Genomic DNA, 19,472 nt, shown 5'->3' with positions numbered 1-19,472 from the left:
TTATTCTAGTAACGATAATCAAGAGATTTCTGAATCAACGCTCAACAGTGCCATCAGGTCGGCCAGCACGTCAGCCTGGTCATGGCTGAACCCATCACGCCCTGCGACCTTGAGCATCTCTGAAAGTGGCACCGCACCAGGCACGCTAGCCTGATTAACACCTTCACGAGTCCCTGGTGCGCTACTGAGGTCGCTATCTTTTGCCTCGCTGTCATTCTGCTGGCCATCAACAGGAGCACTGGTTTTCCCATCATTAGCCAGATTGCGTAAATACTCGGAGGAATCTTCTTCTTCCTGCTCTGGCGTCAGATAGATGACGAAGGTAGTACTGGCCTCGTTACCTGATTCATCGCGACCAATGACCTTGACATCGACACGCTCGACGCCGAGTGACAACGCCATGGCACGATTGACGCGGAAGTTGAGGGAATCGCTGTCGAAAGCCACATAATCCGGCAACGGCGAACCATCTGTTCTTGTTGCCTCGACCTTGATTTCTTCATTGTTGGTGCTTTCAAATGCGCCCGCCGGCAACGCGAATTCATAAACGGCCTCATTGGCCACGATGTCACGCAGGATGATGGTGAGCTGCACCGGCTGGATACTGGGGATATCCACCAGAGTGAAATCGCTCAACAACAGTCGATCACTATTGTCATTCTGCCCTGTGAGGCTGCCTACCTCATCCCCATCGGAGCCGTTGTTAGCGACAAGATTCGTAGGTGTAACAGTAAACGCAGGTGCCGTGGACGCGCGTACCACTGGTTCACCCAGTCCCGTTATTCCAATGGAAAGCTGGCCCGCAGCCTCACCACCTTGACCATCACTGACGACGAAACTGAAGTCTTCTGTGGCTCGCTGACCATCCTCCAAGGCCTGAACCGCCGCACTCTCATTGGCCAGCTCATAACTCCAGGAGCCATCGACCGCAATGATCAGCTGACCATAGGTCCCCTGGATGATAGCGCCATCAGCATCTACCGCTGCGCCATTGACGCTGGCAATCATCACCGTATCGCCATCGACATCGATCGTGACAGGCTGCCCCTGGGCATCCACCAGGACGTTTCCATCTACGGTCGTCACGCCGTCTTCGGAGACTTCCGCCACTTGATCCAACGCTTCCGGTACGGGATTGGCGACTGTCCAGGTGAAGGTCGTGGCGACCTCTGCACCGTTCTCGTCGGTGCCGGTCAGCGTGACGGTGTAGATGCCGTCATTGTTGTCACCGCCGGTGGAGGCATCCGAGGTCAGCGTGCCGCTGATCTCGCCGGTGGTCGGGTCAATCACCAGGCCTTGCGGCAGATTGTCGACGCTGTAAGTCAGCTCCGCACCTTCGTCGACATCGGTGAAGGCGTCGGCAACGGTGAATGGTGTGATCGCGTCACCGTCATTGGCAGTCTGATCGGCCGGCTGCGCCCCATCGACCAGCACCGGTGCATCGTTGGTGCCGTTGATGGTGACGGTGAGCAGCGCCGTGTCGGTGCCGCCCTGGCCATCGGAGATCTCGTAGGTGAAGGTCTCGGTGATCGCCTCGCCTTCGGCCAGTGCCTGCACCGCCGCGTTGCTGTTATCCAGCGCGTAGGTGTAGCTGCCATCTTCGGCGATGGTGACGCTGCCGTAGGTGCCAGTGACCGGCGTACCCGCGGCGGTGTCAGTCCCAGCATTGGCGCCAGCACCGATGCCACTGACGATCAGCGCATCGCTGTCGTTGCCACCATCGGTGTCGGTATCGGGCTGCGCATCACTGAGCACGTTGCCGATCGTGGTGCTGGTGTCGCCGGTGGCGACGCCCTCGTCCAGCTCGGCAGTGTTATCGAAGGCTTCCGGTGCCACGTTGGCGACAAAGAAGTTCAACGTGACGTCAGCCGATTGGCCTTGTTCATCCGTGGCTGTCACGGTCACGGTGTAGCGACCGTCTGTCGTGGTGTTGCCTGACTGAGAGGCATCGTCGGCAAGTGTGCCGCTGATGACGCCCGTCACCGGATCAATGACCAGACCACCTGGCAGGTTCTCGGCCGTATAGCTCAGCTGAGCGCCGCTATCGACGTCCTGGAAGGCATACTGGAGGCTGATCGGTGAAATCTCTTCCCCGTCACTTCCCGTCTCCACCTGCGGAGCTCGAAGGATCGCCCTTGGCGCATCATTGGTGCCGTTGATGGTGACCATGAGCAGTGCCGTGTCGGTGCCGCCCTGGCCATCAGAGATCTCGTAGGTGAAGGCCTCGGTGATCACCTCGCCTTCGGCCAGCGCCTGCACCGCCGCGTTGCTGTTATCCAGCGCGTAGCTGTAACTGCCGTCTTCGGCGATGGTGACGCTGCCGTAGGTACCGGTGACCGGCGTACCTGCGGCGGAGTCAGTGCCGGCATTGGCGCCAGCACCGATGCCACTGACGATCAGTGCATCGCTGTCGTTGCCGCCATCGGTGTCGGTATCAGGCTGCGCATCGCTGAGCACATTGCCAGTCGTGGTGCTGGTGTCGCTGGTGGCGACGCCCTCATCCAGCCCGGCAGTGTTGTCGAAGGCTTCCGGCGCGACGTTGGCCACCGTCCAGGTGAAGGTCGTGGTGACATCCAAGCCGTTCTCGTCGGTGCCGGTCAGCGTGACGGTGTAGATGCCGTCAGCGTTGTCACCACCGGTGGAGGCATCCGGGGACAGCGTGCCACTGATCTCGCCAGTGGTCGGGTCGATCACCAGGCCTTCCGGCAGATTGTCAGCCGAGAAGCTCAGCTCTGCACCGTTGTCGACGTCGGTGAAGGCGTCGGCAATGGTGAACGGTGTGATCGCGTCGCCGTCATTGGCAGTCTGATCGGCCGGCTGCGCCCCATCGACCAGCACCGGTGTGTCATTGGTTCCGTTGATGGTGATCGAGACGACCTGTTCGGCAGTGGCGCCCTGACTGTCGGTGACGACAACGGTGTAGTCGAGCACCAGGCTCTCGCCCACCGCCAGATGATCGAAGGCTTCATCGGCGACGCTTGCGCTGTCGAAGGTCCAGTTCAGGGTGCCGTCGTTGTTGGCACCATCGATGATCGCGTCGGCATCGACGGAGAACATGCCCAGCAGCTCGGCATTGCTCAGGCCATCGGTATCACCAGTAGCCGCCACAGCCGTGACGCTCGGCGTGACTTCGTCGGTGGTGTCCAGATCGCTGACGGAGAGCGTACCGGCGGTAGTCAGCGGTGCGTCGGTTTCCGTGAGAGATTCCGCCGCGCTGTCGTCACCGTCGATGGCAATGACAGGCACATCATTGGTGCCGTTGATGGTGATCGAGACGACCTGCTCGGCAGTGGCACCTTGGCTGTCGGTGACGACCACGGTGTAATCAAGCACCAGGCTCTCGCCCACTGCCAGATGATCAAACGCCTCGCCTTCGACGCTGTTGCTGTCGAAGGTCCAGTTAAGAGTGCCGTCGTTGTTGGCGACATCGATGATCGCGTCCGCATCGACGGAGAGCATGCCCAGCAGCTCGGCATTGCTCAGGCCATCGGTGTCACCAGTGGCGTTCACGGCGGTGACGCTCGGCGTGACTTCGTCGGTGGTGTCCAGATCGCTGATGGATAGCGTGCCGGCGGTGGTGAGCGGCGCGTCGGTTTCTGTCAGTGACTCGGCGGCACTGTCGTCACCTTCGATGGCAATGACCGGCGTGTCATTGGTGCCGTTGATGGTGATCGAGACGACCTGTTCGGCAGTGGCGCCCTGGCTGTCGGTGACGACCACGGTGTAGTCGAGCACCAGGCTCTCACCCACCGCCAGATGATCGAAGGCTTCACCGGCGACACTATTGCTGTCGAAGGTCCAGTTCAGGGTGCCGTCGTTGTTGGCGCCATCGATGATCGCGTCAGCATCGACGGAGAGCATGCCCAGCAGCTCAGCATTGCTCAGACCGTCGGTGTCGCCAGTCGCGGTAACTGCGATGACGCTCGGCGTGACGACATCGGTGGTATCCAGATCGCTCACGGAGAGCGTGCCAGCGCTGGTCAGGGTACCGTCCGTCTCGGTCAGTGACTCGGCGGCGCTGTCGTCACCGTCGATGGCAATGACAGGGACATCGTTGCTGCCGTTGATGGTGATCGAGACGACCTGCTCGGCGGTCACACCCTGGCTGTCGGTGACGACCACGGCGTAGTCCAACACCAGGCTCTCGCCGACGGCGAGATGATCGAAGGCTTCACCGGCAACGCTTGAGCTGTCGAAGGTCCAGTTCAGGGTGCCGTCATTGTTGGCATCATCGATGATGGCATCGGCATCGACGGAGAGCATGCTCAGCAGATCGGCATTGCTCAGGCCATCGGTATCACCGGTGGCAGTCACGGCCGTGACGCTCGGGGTGACTTCGTCGGTGGTGTCCAGATCGCTCACGGAGAGCGTGCCGGCGGTGGTCAGGGTGTCGTCAGTCTCAGTCAGTGACTCGGCGGCGCTGTCGTCGCCGTCGATGGCAATGACCGGGGCGTCATTGGTGCCGTTGATGGTAATCGAGACGACTTGCTCAGCGGTCACACCCTGGCTATCGGTGACAACCACGGTGTAGTCGAGCACCAGGCTTTCGCCCACTGCGAGGTGATCGAAGGCTTCACCGGCGACGCTTGAACTGTCGAAGGTCCAGTTCAGGGTGCCGTCATTGTTGGCATCATCGATGATGGCATCGGCATCGACGGAGAGCATGCCCAGTAGCTCAGCATTGCTCAGACCGTCGGTGTCGCCAGTCGCGGTAACTGCGGTGACGCTCGGGGTGACTTCATCGGTGGTATCCAGATCGCTCACGGATAGCGTGCCGGCGGTGGTCAGGGTGCCGTCCGTCTCGATCAGTGACTCGGCGGCACTGTCATCGCCTTCAATGGCAATGACAGGGACATCGTTGGTGCCGTTGATGGTGATGCTGACGACCTGCTCGGCAGTGGCGCCCTGGCTGTCGGTGACCACCACGGTGTAGTCGAGCACCAGGCTCTCGCCCACCGCCAAATGATCGAAGGCTTCACCGGTGACACTGTCGCTGTCGAAGGTCCAGTTCAGCGTGCCGTCATTGCTGGCACCATCGATGATGGCGTCGGCATCGACGGAGAGCATGCCCAGCAGCTCGGCATTGCTCAGGCCGTCGGTGTCGCCTGTGGCAATCACGGCGGTGACGCTCGGCGTCACTTTATCGGTGGTGTCCAGATCGCTGACGGAGAGCGTGCCGGCGGTAGTCAGAGATGCGTCGGTTTCTGTCAGTGACTCGGCGGCGCTGTCGTCACCTTCGATGGCAATGACCGGGACATCATTGGTGCCGTTGATGGTGATGCTGACGACCTGCTCGGCAGTGGCGCCCTGGCTGTCGGTGACGACCACTGTGTAGTCGAGCACCAGGCTCTCGCCCACTGCGAGGTGATCGAAGGCTTCACCGGCGACGCTTGAACTGTCGAAGACCCAATTCAGGGCGCCGTCATTGTTGGCACCATCGATGATGCCATCGGCATCGACGGAGAGCATGCCCAGCAGCTCGGCATTGCTCAGGCCGTCGGTGTCGCCTGTGGCAATCACGGCGGTGACGCTCGGCGTCACTTTATCGGTGGTGTCCAGATCGCTGACGGAGAGCGTGCCGGTGGTAGTCAGCGGTGCATCGGTTTCTGTCAGTGACTCGGCGGCGCTGTCGTCACCTTCGATGGCAATGACCGGGACATCATTGGTGCCGTTGATGGTGATCGAGACGACCTGCTCGGCAGTGGCGCCCTGGCTGTCGGTGACGACCACGGTGTAATCCAGCACCAGGCTCTCGCCCACTGCCAGATGATCAAACGCCTCGCCTTCGACGCTGTTGCTGTCGAAGGTCCAGTTCAGGGTGCCGTCATTGTTGGCACTATCTATGATCGCGTCGGCATCGACGGAGAGCATGCCCAGCAGCTCGGCATTGCTCAGGCCGTCGGTGTCGCCTGTGGCAATCACGGCGGTGACGCTCGGCGTCACTTTATCGGTGGTGTCCAGATCGCTGACGGAGAGCGTGCCGGTGGTAGTCAGCGGTGCATCGGTTTCTGTCAGTGACTCGGCGGCGCTGTCGTCACCTTCGATGGCAATGACCGGGACATCATTGGTGCCGTTGATGGTGATCGAGACGACCTGCTCGGCAGTGGCGCCCTGGCTGTCGGTGACGACCACGGTGTAATCAAGCACCAGGCTCTCGCCCACTGCCAGATGATCAAACGCCTCGCCTTCGACGCTGTTGCTGTCGAAGGTCCAGTTCAGGGTGCCGTCATTGTTGGCACTATCTATGATCGCGTCGGCATCGACGGAGAGCATGCCCAGTAGCTCGGCATTGCTCAGGCCGTCGGTGTCACCAGTCGCAGTCACGGCGGTGACGCTCGGGGTCACTTCATCGGTGGTGTCGATATCACTGACCGACAAGGTACCGGCGGCACTCAGGGTTGCATCTGTTTCCGTCAGAATCGCAGCCGCGCTGTCATCGCCATCAATGTCGATGACAGGCGCATCATTGGTGCTGTTGATGGTGATGGTGAGCAGTGCCGTATCGACACCACCCTGCCCATCGGAGATCTGATAGGTAAAGGTCTCGTTGAGGCTTTCCCCGACGGCCAGTGCCTGAACATCAGGATTGGTGTTGTCCAGGGTGTAGGTGTAGCTGCCATCTTCCGCGACGGTGATGCTGCCATAGGTGCCGGTCACGTCAGTATCGACCGCACTTGCCGTACCGGCGTTGGTGCCAGCACCGATACCACTGACGATCAGTGCATCGCTGTCATTGCCGCCATCGGTGTCGGCATCCGGTTGCGCATCATCGAGGACATTGCCTGTGGCAGTGCTGGTATCGCCGGTGGCGACACCTTCCTCGAGGTCCGCCACGTTGTCGAAGGCCTCGGGCGCGACGTTGGCCACGGTCCAGGTGAAGGACGTGGTGACAGTGGCGCCATTCTCGTCGGTCGCGGTCAGGATGACGGTGTAGGTGCCGTCATCGTTGTCACCGCCGATGGAGGCATCCGGCGACAAGGTGCCACTGATTTCACCACTGGTCGGATCAATCTCGATCCCGTCCGGCAGGTTGTCAGCCGAGAAACTCAGCACGGCATCATTGTCGATGTCCGTGAAGGCATCCGCGACGCTGAACGGCGTGATGGGGTCGCCATCATTGTCGGTCTGATCAGCGGGCTGCTCGCCGGCAACCAGTACCGGTGCATCATTGGTGCCGGTGATGGTGATGGTCACCACCTGCTCCGCTGTCGCTCCCTCGCTGTCAGTCACCTGCACGGTGTAATCCAGCACCAGCGTCTCATCCAGTGCCAGATGATCAAACGCTTCCGGCAGGTTCGCGCTGTCGAAGGTCCAGTTCAGGGTGCCGTCGTTGCTGACACCGTCGATGATGGCGTCGGCATCGACGGAGAGCATGCCCAGCAGCTCGGCATTGCTCAGGCCGTCGGTGTCACCAGTGGAGTTCACTGCGGTGACGCTCGGGGTGACGTCGTCGGTGGTGTCCAGATCACTGACGGACAGGGTGCCGTCGGCGGACAGCGGTGCGTTGGTCTCGGTCAGGTCGGCGCTGTCGCTGTCGTCGCCTTCAACGGCAATGACAGGTGCATCGTTGGTGCCGTTGATGGTGATCGAGACGACCTGCTCGGCGGTCGCGCCCTGGCTGTCGGTGACGACCACGGTGTAGTCGAGCACCAGGCTTTCGCCGACGGCGAGATGGTCAAACGCCTCACCGGCGACACTGTTGCTGTCGAAGGTCCAGTTCAGGGTGCCGTCGTTGTTGGCACTATCTATGATCGCGTCGGCATCGACGGAGAGCATGCCCAGCAGCTCGGCATTGCTCAGGCCGTCGGTGTCGCCTGTGGCGGTCACCGAATCAATACTGGGCGTGACGCTATCCGAGGTATCCAGATCGCTGACGGAGAGCGTGCCAGAGGTGGCGAGCGTGTCGTCAGTCTCGGTCAGTGACTCGGCGGCGCTGTCGTCACCTTCGATGGCAATGACCGGCACATCATTGGTGCCATTGATGGTGATGGTGAGCAGTGCGGTATCCGTGCCGCCCTGACCATCGGAGATCTGGTAGGTGAAGGTTTCGCTGAGCACCTCGCCCTCTGCCAATGCCTGGACATCTTCATGGGCATTGTTCAGGACATAGGTATAGGTGCCGTCTTCATTGATGGTGACGGCGCCATAATTGCCCTCGACGTCACTGCCGGCGGCGGTGAAGGCGCTCGGGACCGCCCCGAAGGCCAGGCCACTGACGACGAGCGCATCCGAGTCGTTGCCGCCATCACTGTCTGCCTGGTCATTGACACCGGCACCCGCAGCGGCAAGGACATTGCCACTGACGTCACTGCTGTCACCGGCATCAAGTCCTTCCGTCACGAAGGCAGCATCGTTCTCGGCTTGCGGGTCGACGTTGGCCACGCTCCAGGTGAAGGTCGTCGTGACCTCGGCACCGTTTTCATCCGTGGCCCTCAGGGTGACGGTATAGACACCGTCGTCTCCGCCGATGGAGGCATCCGGTGACAGGGTGCCGCTGATTTCGCCGGAGTCGGCATCGATCACCAGGCCCGGGGGCAGATTGTCAGCCTCGAAGCTCAACACTGCCTCGTTGTCGACGTCAGCGAAGGCATCCGCGACGCTGAACGACGTGATCGCATCGCCGTCATTGTCAGACTGATCTTGCGGCTGAGCGCCTGCGACCAACACCGGCGCATCATTGGTGCCGGTAATGGTCAGCGTGATGTCCTGAGTGTCGGTGCCGCCGTTACCATCCGCGACATCGACCTGATACGTCAGGGTCAGCACTTCCCCCTGCTCGAGATGATCAAAGGCTTCGGGAAGCGCGCTGCTGTCGAAGCCCCAATTCAGGGTGCCGTCGTTGGCAGTGCCGTCGATGATGGCGCCACCATCCACGCTGAACATCGCAAGCAGAGCGGCATCCGACAGGCCATTGACGTCCCCGTCGGCGACCACCGCCTCGACCGTGGGCGTCACGCTGTCGGAGGTATCGACATCGGTGACCGTCAGGGTGCCATCCGCGTTCAAGCCGCTATCCGACTCTGAAAGCGCGGCGCTGATGCTGTCACCGGCCGCAATCGTGATGGCCGGCGTATCGTTGGTTCCGTTGATGGTGATGGTCAGCTCGGCGGTATCCGAGCCGCCCTGGCCATCGGAAATCGCGTAGGTGAAGGTCTCGGTGACACTTTCCCCCACTGCCAGTGCCTGAACGTCCGGATTGGTGTTATCGAGGGTGTAGTCGTAATCGCCGGCACTATCGAGTGAGATACTGCCGTAGGTGCCCTCGGCAGTTGTCGCCGCGTCCACCACGCTCTGACCCGCCCCGACACCGCTGACACTCAGGGTATCGGTATCATTTCCTCCGTCCGCATCGACACTGGCATCCAGCGCCGCGTCAGTCAGGACATTGCCGCCTGTCGCACTGGTGCTGGTAGTGTCGAGCCCTTCCGACACACTCGCGATGTTGTCCTGCGCCACCGGTGCCACGTTGTCCACATTCCACACGAAGGTGGTGGTGACGGTCGCGTTCTGATCATCGGTCGCCGTGACCGTCACGGAATGTGCGCCGTCGGTGCCGCCCTGGGAGGCATCGCTGGTCAGCGTTCCGCTGATCACACCGGTATCCGGATCGATGCTCAGGCCGTCCGGCAGGTTCGCTGCGCTATAGGTCAGCACGGCATCGCCATCGATATCCGCGAAGGCGGTGGAGACATCCACCGGCGTCACTTCATCGCCATCCGCATCGTTCTGCTCGACGGGCTGAGCGTTGTCCACCAATACCGGGGCATCATTGGTGCCGTTGATAGTGAGTGTCAGCAGAGCAGTCGCAACGCCACCCTGGCCATCGGAGATCTCGTAGGTGAAGGTCTCTACCAGACTGTCGCCGATATCCAGCGCCTGAACCGCTGCGTTGCTGTTGTCCAGCGTATAGATGTAGCGGCCGTCCGCTTCGATCACGACGGCGCCATAGGTGCCGGACACCTCGGTATCAGCTGCAGACCCCGTGGCGACGTTCTCGCCGAACCCGACACCGCTGACCACGATGTCATCGTTGTCGTTGCCGCCATCACTGTCCGTGCCGGCGTCGTTGATCACGTTCCCCTGAGCCTGGCTGACGCTGGTGTCTGCCACGCCTTCATCGAGAGAATCGCTGTTGTCCTCTGCCACCGGCACCACGTTGGCCACGGTCCAGGTGAAGGATGTGGTGATCACCCCACCGTTGCCATCGTCCGCAGTGAGCACGACGGTATGTACCCCATCACCCTCAGTACCGCCCTGAGAGGCATCGCTGCTCAAGGTGCCGCTGATGACACCCGTCTGCGGGTCCAGGTTCAGGCCGTCCGGCAACTGTGCGGCGGTGTAGGTGAGCTCGGCACCGTTATCGACATCCTCGAACAGGTCGGCCACCGAGAACTCGGTGATCGCCTCGCCATCTTCATGGGCCTGGTCACCCTGGGTCGCGACGACGGTCGGGGCGTCATTGGTGCCAGTCACGGTGATGGTCAAGGTGCTGCTGGATTCGGCACCGTTATCATCCTGCACCGTGTAGGCGATGGTGGTGGTGGCGCTCTCGCCGACAGCCAGGGTGTCGAAATCGGTCCCCGGCGCGAAGGTGTAGCTGCCATCCTCGGCGATGGTGCTGCTGCCGCCCCCGGTCATGTCGACCGCGGCGTCCACGCCGGCGGCAGTGCCCGCGACCTGACTGACGACGCTTGTGGAGCCTGTGTCGATATCGGTGTCATTGCTGAGCACACCCTCGACGGCGTCCACCACCAGGTTGGCATTTTCGGCCGTGGTGCCGGTATCCGCTTCAGCCACCGGCGCATCGTTCACGCCGGTGAGGGTGATAGTGACCGTCGTGGTGGTCACGCCATCGGCGTTGGTGACCGTGAAGGTATCGGTCAGCTCAACGCCCTGGTTGAGCTGCTGCACGGCATCTTGCGCATTGTCTGCGCTATAGGCCCAATTGCCGTCAGCATCGACCGTCAGCTCGCCATACTCCCCGGTAAGGGTAGCGGCGGTGAACTTGTCTTCGCCTGCATCACCGCCGGTACCTGCCGCCAGAGTGCCGGCAGCCACGAGGTCTCCCTCACCATTGACCGCAGTGTCTTCCGTGACGTCGCCAGTGGCCGGCGTCAGAGTCGGCACATCGTCAACGCCATTGATGGTCACGCTGACCGTGGCGGTGGAGACACCGCCCAGGCCATCGCTGACCTGATACGTCAGGGTGGTGACAGCGCTTTCGCCGTCCTTCAGCGCTTCGAAATCGCCGCTGGGATCGAAACTCCAGCTGCCGTCAGCATTCAGGGTGAAATCGCCACCCTCACTGCCGGTAACCGGCTGACCGACATTCGCACCACTGCCATTGACCTGACTGACGACAAGCGCGGAGTCAGCGTCCACATCAATGTCATTGACCAGCACATTGGTCGTGTCGGCCGTGGTCAGCGCAGTGTCTTCATCAGTGGTTGAGGCATCATCGGTCGCGACCGGAGCATCGTTGGTGCCATTGATGGTGATCGTCAGCAGCGCTGTATCGGTGCCACCCTGACCATCGGAAATCTCGTAGGTGAAGGTATCTGTGAGACTGTCGCCGACATCCAGCGCCTGGATGACGGAATCGGTGTTATCGAGCGTATAGGTGTAGCTACCATCCTCGGCGATGGTCACTCTGCCGTAGCTACCTTCAACCGGCGTACCGGCCGCATCATCCGTGCCCAGATTGGCTCCCGCCCCGACACCGCTGACGACGATGGCATCGTTGTCATTGCCACCATCACTATCGGTACCGGCGTCAGAAATGACATTGCCGTCAACCATGCTGTCGGAACCAGTGGCAAGTCCTTCAGAGATATCGTCGCTATTGTCCTGCGCAACGGGGTCCACATTGGCCACGGTCCACGTGAAAGTCGTGGTGACAGGCGCATTGTTTTCATCCGTCGCCGTCAGCGTGACGGTGTGAACGCCCCCGCTGCCGCCCTGGGAGGCATCACTGGTCAGCGTGCCACTGATCACACCGGTATCCGGGTCGATGCTCAGCCCGTCCGGCAGGTCCGTTGCCGAGTAGGTCAGCACCGCACCGTCATCGGCATCCGCGAACAGATCCACCACGTCAAAGGGCGCGATGGCCTGACCATCGACGCTGTCTTGAGCAGCCAGGGTCTCCACCACGGTCGGCGCATCATTGGTGCCGGTCACGGTAATCGTCAGCGTATTGCTCGACTCGGCGCCATTGTCGTCACGTACGGTATAGGCAACGGTGGTAGTCGCGGTCTCACCCTCGGCGAGATAATCGAAGTCAGTCCCCGGCGCGAAGACATAGCTGCCATCCGCGGTAATGGTGACAGTGCCGCCCCCTGCCATGACGACCGCTTCCCCAACGCCCGTCCCCGCGCCAGCCACCTGGCTAACCGCCTTGGTGGAGCCGGTATCGATATCCGTGTCATTGGCCAGTACGCCATTCGCAGCTGCGACGCTCAGATCGATGTTTTCTGCAGTCTCGCCGGTATCGGCGACAGCGACCGGCGCGTCATTGACACCGGTGATGGTGATGCTGACGGTGGTCTGGGTGACACCATCAGCATTGGTGACGGTCAGGGTATCCGTCAGCGTGGCGCCCTGATTGAGCTGCTGAATGACATCCTGAGTATTGTCGGCACTGTAGGACCAGTTGCCATCGGCATCGACGGTCAGGTCGCCATAGGTACCCGATACGGTCTCAGCCGAGAATTTGTCTTCCCCTGTGTCGCCGCCCGTGCCCGCGTCAAGCGTACCGCTGGTGGTCAGATTGCCGGAGGTCACATTGGTATCTTCCGTGACATTGCCGGTATCCGGGGTCAGCGTCGGAATGTCATCCACACCGTTGACGGTCACACTGACGGTAGCGGTCGAGACGCCACCCTCGCCATCGCTGACCTGGTAGGTAATGGTGGTAACGGCACTTTCGCCAACGGTAAGGCCATCGAAATCAGTACCCGGATCAAAGCCCCAAGTGCCATCGGAATTGACCGTGAAAGAACCGCCGGTGCTGCCTGAGACAGCAGAGTCAACTCCGCCAGTACTGCCATTCACCTGGGTGATGGTGAAGTCGCCCGTGGGCGTATCCAGGTCAGTATCGTTGCCGAACAGATTGGGGGTGTCGGCAGTGGTCAGTGCAACGCCTTCGTCGGTGGCATCGGCATCATCATTGGCGACAGGATCATCGTTGGTATCCACGACCTGCAGGTAGCCAGTCAGAATATTGCTATCCAGCCCGGCACCATCGATTTCAGCAAGCCCATCGTGATTGCCATCATTGACAACCACGGTGTAGGCGCGAGTGCTGGTGTCCGGATCATCGCTGATGTTCTGATAGGTCAGCGAGTCGAGCAATGCCGAGACCTGAGCTGCCGTGGTAGCGGATTCAAGCGTCACCGTCAGGGTGCCGTCGACAAGAGAAGCACTGGCGAAGCCCGCCAGTGATTCATCGACGGCAAACACATCGGCATTGGTCGCCGCTGCAATGCTGACCGTGATGATACCGCTACCGAAGTTGTCGCCAACCAGTGCGGTGTCAACATCGGCTAGAGAAGCCTCTGACACCAGCGAGACTTCATCGCTACCAGTTCCGGGTCCCGCTTTCTCCACCACGGAAATCGCAAACGCCTGAGGAGCGGTCACCCCACCCAGCACTGGCGAATCGTTGATCGCATTGACCGTGGTATTCAGCGTGGCGGCAGATGCGACATCCGACCAGATACCTTTCTGATCAAAAGTGGAAACATCAACACGGGTTCCTGACGTCACAGCACCACTGCTATCGTCGGCCACGACATAATCGAGCCCTGTCGGCTCACCGTGATAATTCTCTATCGGTACAAAGCGCAGTGAGTCAGTGGGTGACAGAACAAGCGCATTGTCAGCGCTGACATCGGTCGGTAGATCGACCCAGGTGGCCCCGCTATCCGTGGAATACTGCCATGTGCCTTCACTCGCGACTGACGGGTTGGAGATGATCGCAACGCCGGCGAAATCATCGGCCTCACTACCACCAGACACCGCCTCATCGGTCTGATCATCAGCACTGTCATCATCGAAGTTGTCCGCCATCAGATTGGCAACGGTGTCGCCTGAAGGGTTGGGGGTATCTTCGTCGATGGATGCCAGAACAACGCTGTCGAAGCGAATGGTCGGGGCGTCATTGGCCTCGATGACGCTGGTACCAATGGCAATTTGAACATCCGACCAGACACCCGTCTGATCGCCCAGGTTACCGTTGGGTTCATCGGCCAGATCTTTCAATTCGCCAGCGGAACCGCTGGTCTCGATGCTGGTATCACTGCCGTCACCAAGACGGACGGTCAACGAACCTGGTACGCCATTGAAGTCATCAGCCAGAACGAAGCGGATATCGGCATCTGCTGATACGACCAATGCACTGCTATCGGATAGACCCGAGGGAATGTCGACCCAACCAGCATCGATGAATACCTGCCATGTGCCCTGATCACTGGTCGCGGTGTTGCCGGAAATGGCGACATACGTCAGCAAGGTGGCTTCGCTATCAGCCGTGGAACCATTTTCGTCGGTTTGATCATCTGTCGCGTCATCGTACTGATCAACCAGCAGGGTATAGAGATCCGTTCCGACGATCGCATCAGCCGCGGTATCTTCATCGACGGCAACGATGGATTCATCCGTGCCATCGGCTACTGGAGGGTCATTGACCGGTGTCACCGTGAGAGTGATGTCACGGCTCGCTTGTAGAGCACCGCCTTGCCCGGTCTTGCCTGCATCATTGAACACGATGTTGAGGGTATCTTCGCCGTAGAAATTGTCGGCAGGTGTATAGACCTCAGTATCCAGCGACGTCTGCAGCTCTGCGACGGTACCGGTGAAAGTAATGGTGTTGGTGCCATTGCTGAAGGTGCCGTGAACCACGGTCAACTTCAGCGTCAGATCATCAGCGCCGAAATCATCGGAATCCTCAAGGGTCACTCCGAGCGCTGACAGTGTAAGGCTGGCATCCTCATTCACTTCAGGAGCGTTGTTGGCTACCGCGATGGTGGGCGCATCATTGGTCCCGGAAATATTGACCGTGATGGCAGTCGTGACGACCAGAGCATTGAGGATATCGGCATCGCCATTACCCTCATCATTGAAGGTGACCTCCAGCGTTGCCGAAGCATCTGAATTGATCTCGGCAGCAGTGAAGACAAGCGCTCCCAGGGCCGCATTTATCTCGCTCAGCGTCCCCGTCAGGGTGACTTCGCTTGAACCATTGCCCGTGACACCGGTCGCATCCATATTCAAGGTGCCGCCTGTTTCACCCGTGGCGCCGCCTCGCACAGACACTGTAACGGTCTGGCTATCTTCGAAGACTTCTTGATCGACATCATTGATGTCTGCGACGGACAGGCCAGTGATGGTCAGGGGCTGACCATCATCCATCGTCTGCACCGGGGTGGTGGAGTTCAGCACCGGTTCATCATTGACGGCAGTCACGGTGATATTGGCAGCTTGCTCCGTCGTGATGGCGGTATTGTCACCATGCAGATCAGTATCGGTCGCGGTGACGGTCAGCACCACAGTGCCGTTGTCATTGGCATCCGGCTGGTACTGGACGTTTGCCAAGGCTGTCGCAAGCTCTGCCTGGGTGCCGACCAGAGTGACGGTGTCGGTGCCATCATTGCTGACAGCCGCATCACCAGCATCCGTGATCTGCAGCGTGCCATTCGGCACGCTCAGGACGACGGAAAGAGCGGTGTCAAAACTGTCAGCATCGGTCACCGTGATGGTGCCGACATCCTGAAAACCGCCATCTTCGATCACGGTCAATTCAGAAACATCAGACGGCAATGTCACGACCGGTGCGTCGTTCTCGGTGGATGCCCACAGCTCGACGCTGGCCGTTGCAGTATTGAAGTCATCGCCGATGGCTTCGCCGCCTTCATTTTCAGAGCCACCGTTCGGGCTGCCACTCTCAAGACGATCATCCACTACGGCTTCGAGAGTCCAACGAGCGTCGGGGTCTGCTTCACCATTGAGAGTATCCAGAACCATCTGGACAGATAATGTCTCAAGGGAAGCCTGAACAGCCTCCAAGGTACCCTCAACCACCAAGGTATTGGCATCAGTGATGACAGTGGAATCTGTACCACTCGGCAAAGCCGTCAGTACAGCGGTGGTAAACGGGACAACAGACCCATCTGCATCCTTGAGCGAGAGTGATACCTTGATGCTATCAGTCTCGCCAGCATCGATACCCAAATTGGAATCGGGATCCAGAATATCGACATCACCGAGGGTGAAGACATCGCCCAGATCAAGGGCAGACAGCGCCGTAGAGGGTGGGATCAAACGATCAGATGGCTGCGTCGATGCGATCTCAGGCGAATCATTCAGCGGTGTAATCTCGATACTGAACGTCGCGACTTCCGTCGTCAGCGGCCCATCACTGACGGTAAAGGTGAAGTCGTCGGCGCGAGTTTCCCCGCCATCGTGCTCATATTCCAGCAGACCATTGTCGATATCGGCCTGCGTGAAGGAGCTACCCACACGCAATATCTTGCCATTCAGCGTCAGATTGCCGTTCTCCGGCAGTCTCTTGATCACGAAGGTCGACTGACGCGTGGTGTTGTCGCTGTCCACGGCCTGCAGCAGGCTATTGTCGATGACAGAAGTTTCGCCTTCACCCAAGGTAAGCACATCGTTGGCGGAAGTGGACGATTGACCCAGAGCATCGATGACCGTCTGATCCGCGGCATCGGAGGTGAGCGGGATCAAGGGTGCATCATTGAAAGGGGTCACTTCAATGGAGACGTTGCCGACATTGGAAACGACGCTGGTATCGAGCCCATTGTCTGTCGGAGTAGAAGAATCCGTCGCGAAGGGATCAGACGGCGCCGTCAGATCATCACGCACGATGAAAGTGAAGCTGTCGTTCAGGGAGTCGACACTTTCACCACCGTCGTGAACGTAGCGCAATCCCCCCGTCTGGCCATCCGCCTGCGCGGTCAGAATCGCCTGGGAGTACCAGACATCGGTGGAGGCTGCCTCCCAGCTGTCGCCATCCCAGACTTCGAGTGATCCACCGCTCAGTTCAGTACTGGCGATCTGGAACCAGAGATCATCACTTTCGCCCTCGCCGTCCAGATTCTCCAGACTGCCATCCACATCCGACATCATCAGATTGGTGATACGAACGATGCCGTCCGTCGTATCGGTCTTCTCGAGCAAACTGACGTTAGAATCACCCGCGACGGGCGCGTCATTGACTGGCGTCGCATCAATGGTGAAGACACCGGTAATGGGATCAAGGGTGTCCGGGTCGCCATCGATATCCGTCGGCAGGATGGTGAAAGTGAAGCTGGACTCATGATCTTCGCTGCCATCGTGCAGGAACGTCACCAGGCCGTTGTCGATATCGTCCTGAGTGAAGCTGCCGAAATTGGCAATCGCTTGCCCATCAAGGTAGAGAGTCCCGTTCGTCGGTACGTCCGTGACGGTGTAGACGATCTGGGTGGCGGGCAGCACGTAACCGTCCAGCTCGGCGCCATATTTGAGCATATCGTCTGTGATGACCACCGCGGTGGAAGCAGGATTGGACGTGCTTTCGCTCACAGTGACGCCGGTATTGTTCACTTGCTTAGCGTAGATGGTTTCCTGTTGCTGCTCCCCGGGGCCGCCGGCCACATTGTCAATCAGGAAATTCAGTGTGCCCACGGTCGGTGAGTCCGCGCCGCCCCAGGTGCCTGCGTCTCCTGCCTCTTCAAATGCCTTGAATTCGGAATCCACCAACGTGAAGGTGAAGTCGTCCGCCGTGCCACCAGTGCCATCCACGAGGGTCTGTTGATAGCGGACCTCGCCTGCCGTGACCTGCGCCTGCGAGAAGGTGCCACCCACCGGCAGCTTGACCCAATCAGTCCCATTGAGAATCTGGATCTCACCAAAGCTCGGCAAGGCCTCGATCTTGTAGCTCAGCTGGTCATCTGTACTGTCAGGGTCGATCGCACTCAGGGCGGATGCACCGATCAGTACCGCCTCGCCAGTAGCATCCAGCACCTCCGTGGTAGGTGACAGTGTCGGATCGTCATCATTCTCGAGAATGCTGATCTCGACGGTACGCTCACTGGAAAGCTCATTTCCCGTCCCTTCACCACCACCGGCGTCGGTCACCTTGATGGTGAAAGTGGGCAAGTCATCAACGACTGGCTCATCCCCATCATGGGCGAAGGACAGATACTGGAGCTTGTCTGCCGTGAAACTGGCGGCATCGCTCGATGTGCTGGAGATGATCTCATCAGCATCTGCGACACCGTCCTGATTGAGGTCCAGATAGAGGGTGCCACGATCCGAGAGATTGCCCAGATCGGTGATCTCCACCGCTGCATTGGCCGCCGCATCGGCATGTCCGGACTCTTCATCCGAATAACTCAGCCCCAGCGTCGTGTTCTGACCTTCAAACTGCTGCGGGTCGCCTGTGATGGCAGGTGCGGCATTGTCAGGAATCAGCTCGATATTGAGAGTATTGGAGGCCTCACCACCCGCACCATCCACCACCGTGATGGCGAAACTGTCAGTGTCCCCGACGGCCACATCGCCACCGTCATGGGTATAGACCAGCTTGCCAAGCTGGTCTGAATCGAAGCTTGAACCGATCGCGACCGGTGAACCATTGAACGTCAGCGAGCCTCCCGTCGGCAGGCTGTCGATCTCGATGATCAGCTGGTCAGTATCCTGTTCACCGCTGACGATATCCGGATCACTCAGGCCCAGCGCCTCGATGGAGAAGGTGAAACTGCCCGCCTCGGCCACCGTCGCACCGCTGTCCCCGAAAACCGGGTCATCGTTGACTGGCGTCAGCGTCGCCACGAAATCCAAGGTCCCTCGATCAGTCTCCGTGACGCCTTCTGTTGTCTCCGTCAGCGTCAGACTGAGCGTGATGTCGGCAGTGTAATTCTCGCCGGGAGTCACGGATAAATCGGCAAGCTCTGCACTGATCTCCGCCGCCGTGCCGGTCAGCGTGGCGCTGGTTGCATTGTTGCTCAACACTGCTCCACCAGCGACAGCTTCCGCATCCAGTGTCAGCTCCAGCGAGTACTCATCCTCATCAGACGCCCCACTGTCTGTCACGCTCAGGCTTGACAACGAGAATGACGAATCTTCCGTCCCGGAAAGAGTGGCGGTGTCACCTGTCGCTGACACCTTGTCACCCTGGAGATCAGCGCCCTCAGCAACAGTCACGGCTGCGGCGGCATCCAACAGCAAGCGGGGCTCAAGAGCCTGGAGATCAAGTTCGCGCATCGTAGTAACACCAGTGTAATTGTTTGAGACAATTTTTTAACAAAAATACACAAAAAACAGGAAAAATGCAAAAAGCTCATGCAGAGTTAAGACTTATACGATTAACGCTATAGGATGAGATCTGGATCACGGACTCTGGAGAATTTTCGCCACGAACGCCAAATGGCTGATAAATGGGTATTTTTTCTACACAAAAAAAAGGGCCGATT

At 59.7% G+C, this 19,472-nt stretch carries 1 protein-coding gene; it reads right to left on the bottom strand.

The window, feature by feature from the left end; all coding sequences use genetic code 11:
• Positions 1-18 precede the first annotated feature (18 nt).
• A complete protein-coding gene (locus ACJJV2_RS07060) occupies positions 19-19,008 on the bottom strand; it encodes a VCBS domain-containing protein (protein ID WP_405279402.1) in 18,990 nt (6,329 codons plus the stop codon).
• Positions 19,009-19,472: the final 464 nt, after the last annotated feature.

It is taken from the genome of Cobetia sp. Ld8, assembly GCF_045066615.1.
GTDB classification, from domain to species: domain Bacteria; phylum Pseudomonadota; class Gammaproteobacteria; order Pseudomonadales; family Halomonadaceae; genus Cobetia; species Cobetia amphilecti.
Note: the sequence above shows the minus strand (reverse complement) of the source record. Positions and strands in the feature narration are given on the sequence as shown.